Source organism: Polynucleobacter sp. 39-46-10, assembly GCF_002282275.1.
On the sequence record NZ_NCJB01000177.1, the window covers coordinates 1 to 4,839 of the forward strand.

Consider the following 4,839-nt stretch of genomic DNA (forward strand, 5'->3'; position numbering starts at 1 on the left):
GTTTAATGATTTGGCTAAAAGCGCCACCAATCAGAGAGGCCAATAGTCCAGCGCAGAGTAATCGAGGCGCTAGTACTAAGAGTGGGAAGCACAAAGCAAAGATGCCCCAACCATTGCCAATAAAAGTAAGCCAGGCCCACAGGGTATCGGGCAGGATCTGGGTATAGCGATTAATGAACAAAAAAGTTGGGGTTTGCAGTTCACCAAAATAAATAGCAATTGCTAGGCCAAGCGGCAGAAATGGGATGCACCAAACCCAAATCGAGGCAATTGCAAAAATCGACTTGCGCTGCTCAGTCATTCGAATTAGCGTGCTCGCTCTTGATCGGCTTCATTGAGTTGATGCACCATCTTCTCCAGCACCTGAGTGACAGTGATGGCCTGCATACAGACATTGTCATGGCACGGTGTCTTACGATGATTGGCGGCACTGACACAAGGTGAGCATGCGAGATTGGCTGTGATCGCAATTGACTTGCCAACCGAGCCATAGAGCGCTGGAGTTTCTGGTCCAAATAAAACGACTGTGCGCAACGGGGTCACCGCAGAAAAATGCCCAGGCCCAGAGTCGTTAGTCACCATAACATCAGATAGTGTGTACAGCGCCGGTAGTTCTGCGAAGCTCACTTGACCGGCAAAGTTCAGAGCGTTTTTAACATTAGCAACTGAGCGTACTTTTTCAACATACTGAAATTCAGCGGGGGAGCCAGTGATCAAAATAAGGTCATTAGGATAACGTTGATTTAATCCTTGAATCAGTTCTGAGAAGCGCTGTTGCGCCCAACGTCGTTGCGGCAATAAATCACTGGCATTGGGATTGACCAAAATCAGACGTTGCCCGCCTTGCTTAAATTGAATACCAAAAGACCCACTCAGTTTCTCAATACGCTCGCGAATTTGATTCAATACAGTTGGATTAATTACTGCTTGCTCTAAACGCACTTCAGAATCTGCAATATGTATTTTGCTAAATGGGACTTCAATCTTTTTAGCAAATGCCGCATGAATTAGAGATAGAAAATTCTTGGTAATGTGGATGTGCGGGTTGTAATGGACTTTGCGAGTCAGCATAAAGCCACGCCATAAACCTTCACCATGAAAGATGTGATAACCCACGCGACGACGTGCACCACAGAGGCCAGTGAGTAGAGCGGTAAAGCGAGAGAACAACTCCAAATCAATGACGGTGTCGATACGATGCTTGCGAGCTAGTAGTAAAAATTTGAGCGTGTCTTTAATTAAGCCGCCCAAGCTTGAAGAATCAATCGTAAAAATATTCTCAGGCTTAACAGTATTTAATAAAGTGAGACTAGCGCGATTGCTTTTAAAGATCAGGAAAAATAATTCAGCGCCACGAGCCTGTGCATTACGCATAGCCGGGTCTACTAAGATGGCGCTACCCATTTCTGATAACTCAATAAAGAGCAGTTTGCTTGGCTCATCTGGTCCCCGACCAAATATATTCTTGATGCTATCCATTAGAGCGACTACTGGGCTTGCTACTGCACAAAGTGGCACACCAACCCAATGGTCAATGGCGCGCATAGTATTGACACTAATACTCATAGTAGGGCTCTAAAAAATTACTTCCGTTTTAATAAAAAGTAAGCGCCGGGTAATACCGATAACACGGTAATAGCGCCGTAGCTAATGGATGCTAATACGGTCATAGAGGGGCTTACACCCCACAATGCCAATACTGAAGAGAGTGTGGCTTCACGTAAGCCCCAGCCAGAGATACTGATTGGCAGCATCAAGAGAAGGCTGAGTGCAGGCAAGCCAATCATGAGGGCTTCAATAGGCGCATCCACTCCATAGGCTTTAAGACAGAAGAGCAGCGTCAAAATTGTGAGAGCATGAATGCCAATTGCAAATACAGCTTGAGCGATATTCATGGGCCAAGAAAAAGCGAGCTTAATTCCTAGGAGGGCATGGCTCATTTTGAGGCGATCTAATAATTTTTGTAGCAAGTTGCAGCTCGGACCCCAGGCTAAAACGGCAGCAATAAATAAACCAGCAAAAACCATGATGCCTGTGACGGCGTAACCCAAGTCTGTTCCCCAGGCGGCCAAAGTAGCGCCACCCAAAATGAGGCCCAGTCCACCCAGTAAATTGTTTCCTGCCAAGCCAAGTAGGCGATCTACTAGCACCATAGAAAAACTCAGACGCAATTTAGGTGTTGCGTGCTCCAAGTCAACCGAGTGATGAAGCTCCTCATCTAAGCCTTTTTCTTCAGTCAATTTGCCGCTGCTACTTAAATGGGTGGCTGTAATAGCGCGATAACTATCCCCACCAAGAGTGCTTGGTAGTCCCTGATTGATGAGTCCGCCAGCAAAATAGAGTGCTACAAAGTTAAGGAGACTTCCTTGAAACCCAACTTTGCGCATTAAAAATCCCCAGCGCAGTCCACCACATATAAATGCCGAGAGCATCGTGAATACCGCAGCTAAAAACCACCAAGGCTGCATCCGAATTTCAGAATTGAATAGGGCGTGCCAATCAATTCCGCTCGTGGCCTTCCAGAGGAGTGCGACTGACAAAACAATACGAATGGTGGGCCAAGCCCGTTTGAGGATTGCTTTCCACCCAGATGTGGCTTTTGGGGTGGCTTGGGGTTGTGAACTCATAGGCATAAGGATAATGCCTATGGCTCCTAAGGTCTTGAATTTGGGGAATTAACGTGCTGTACCAGCGTCCTGCCAGTTGCGACAAAGACTGTAGTCAAATTTGGATAAAACCTGCCCAAACCGGATGATTTCTAGGTTGTCCAGGGGTTCGCAGAGCTCAAAGGCGGGGTTTGCCCCAACAGGCGGCTTAAAAGTCATGCCCGACCAATTGATTACTAAGGCGTTCGCACCAGCTGGTAATTGCCCAAACCAGAGGTCAAACTGATCCTGACGCTGGTCCAATACAAAGACTGGTACTGGTTGCGCATACCAAGCAGCCCGACTACCCAACGTCCAGTTTTGTACTGCAATGCCGTTTGCTTTAGTGGCTTGTGCCAATTGAGCTGCTTTTTCGCCTGCAATCTTCCATCCGTAGAGGTCAGCAATTGGATTGGACTTAAGGGCTGCCGTATTCATGCCTCCCGATAAAACATAGCCAAAGCCTATTAAGCAAATGAGTAGTTGCCCAACAAATAAGATGCGTATTGCCATGCGATGTTGCATGGCCCATGCCTTGGCTAGACCAATGCCGGCAAATGGCGCTAGACAAAACCACGCCGGGGTAGTCCAGTGGGGGAGACTGCCGCCCCCAGAAAGTGAAGCAAAAATCATGAAAGGGATCATGAAAAAGCTCAGCAAAGCAAAGATAAGGAGCTTGTGGGAGTGAAGGCAGTGCTTAATATATGTATAGCTGCCTAAAAGTAATAGCGGCCCAAAGCAGGCAATCTGAATACCAATGAAGGCGCCAACTCTACGCCATGCCCAAGTGCCACCACTACCATGGGCAATTTGGTACTTGAACGAGATCCAATCATTGATCCAGTTCCAATAGAGTACTGGGCTAATCACAATTAAGGCAATTGCTGCCGCTATCCAAAAACCTGCTTTAGTAATCCAAGGTTTCTTTGGTAAGGCCAAGAAAACAAAGAGCAGGGCAAATGCAGTAAACGCAGCGGTGTATTTGCTCAGACCTGCTAGGCCCAGTAGCAGGCCAGTAATAATCCAGTCAGAAACAGTGAAGTAATCATTTTGGATCCAGCGCAAAGCCATCAACATTAAACCCAGACTTAAGGGTGCGAGCAAGGTGTCAGGCAAAAGACCGATTGCTAAAACATGCGGTAGTGGGGCTGCAATGATTGTTAAAACAGCCATCAATCCACATAGATTCGCTGAAGGTAGGGCGGTGGTTAGGTAACCCGCATTACGTCCCTGCATCAGGTGATGAATTTCAATAGTTACCTGATATACCAAGAAAGCAGAAAGTACCCAAAGCAATTCCGGAATGAGGCGAATGATCCCCTCGGATGAAGTGAGGGCAACTAATGGCCACTGGATCCAGCCAACTAATGGTGGATGATCAAAGTAACTCCAGGCAAGATGTTTTGCATATAAAGCGTAATGCGCTTCATCAACAGAGAACTCAATCGAGAAGCCAAGGGCAAAGTGCAGCGCCGCAGCGATACAGATGCTGATAGCGGCCCAGCTTGAGGGGGATTGATGGCGCATCAGGCAATTTTAGACTTAGCACCCCATTCTTTGGGACAATTCTAGGGATGTTTACAAAAACTGGCTTTCGATCCCTGCTGCTGTTGACTGCTACAGCCATCTCTTTGCTTGGCTGTGCAGGCTTCACTGGGAATTCCATTGAGAATGAGGCTGGTCAAGCATTTAACGTAGATCAGTTGCCGGCTCAGGAAGATTTGCCGAAATTTTCTGCTGATAGACCAAGAAATGGCATGCCAGATGGTTGGCATTTTTACCACATAGCGCCTTACAAAAAGAACACGATTTACCGGTTGGAGAATTATCAAGGTCGCACGGTGCTCGCTGCTAACTCTAAAACATCGGCATCTGGTCTTGCGGTAAAGCTTCGACCACGTTCAGCGCAAAACCTATGGTTGCAGTGGGAGTGGAAGGCGGTAGCTGCTATACCGAATGCAGACAACGCAGAGAGCCAACAGGATGATGCGCCACTTCGCATTTTGGTAGCCTTTGATGGTAATAAATCCAAGCTTCCCTTAAAAGAAAAGCTCACCTTTGAGATGGCTAGCTTGATTAGTGGGCAAGAGATGCCATACGCCACAGTGATGTATGTTTGGTCGGGCAAGAATCCAGTCAATACCCTGTTGAATAACGCTCACACTTCTCGCGTGAAGATGATTGTGGTTGACTC

Annotated in this window: 4 protein-coding genes and 1 pseudogene; 1 reads left to right on the top strand and 4 read right to left on the bottom strand. The window is 47.1% G+C overall.

The window, feature by feature from the left end:
• From B7X71_RS11880 to B7X71_RS11895, 4 genes and pseudogenes are all read right to left on the bottom strand, one after another.
• Positions 1-301: pseudogene (locus tag B7X71_RS11880) on the bottom strand (hypothetical protein); the annotation flags it as partial.
• 5 nt (positions 302-306) lie between these two features.
• Complete coding sequence (locus B7X71_RS11885) at positions 307-1,566, bottom strand: glycosyltransferase family 9 protein (protein WP_293600836.1); 1,260 nt, start codon at positions 1,564-1,566, stop codon at positions 307-309.
• 17 nt (positions 1,567-1,583) lie between these two features.
• Positions 1,584-2,627 (bottom strand): lysylphosphatidylglycerol synthase transmembrane domain-containing protein, encoded by a 1,044-nt coding sequence (locus B7X71_RS11890; protein WP_293600837.1) that lies wholly within the window; start codon positions 2,625-2,627, stop codon positions 1,584-1,586.
• Positions 2,628-2,675: 48 nt separating this feature from the next.
• Complete coding sequence (locus tag B7X71_RS11895; protein ID WP_293600838.1) at positions 2,676-4,172, bottom strand: glycosyltransferase family 39 protein; 1,497 nt, start codon at positions 4,170-4,172, stop codon at positions 2,676-2,678.
• Between the two features lie 47 nt (positions 4,173-4,219).
• Between B7X71_RS11895 and B7X71_RS11900 the strand changes: the two genes are divergently transcribed.
• The coding region (locus tag B7X71_RS11900; protein WP_293600839.1) for a DUF3047 domain-containing protein at positions 4,220-4,839 on the top strand (620 nt) is incomplete at its 3' end.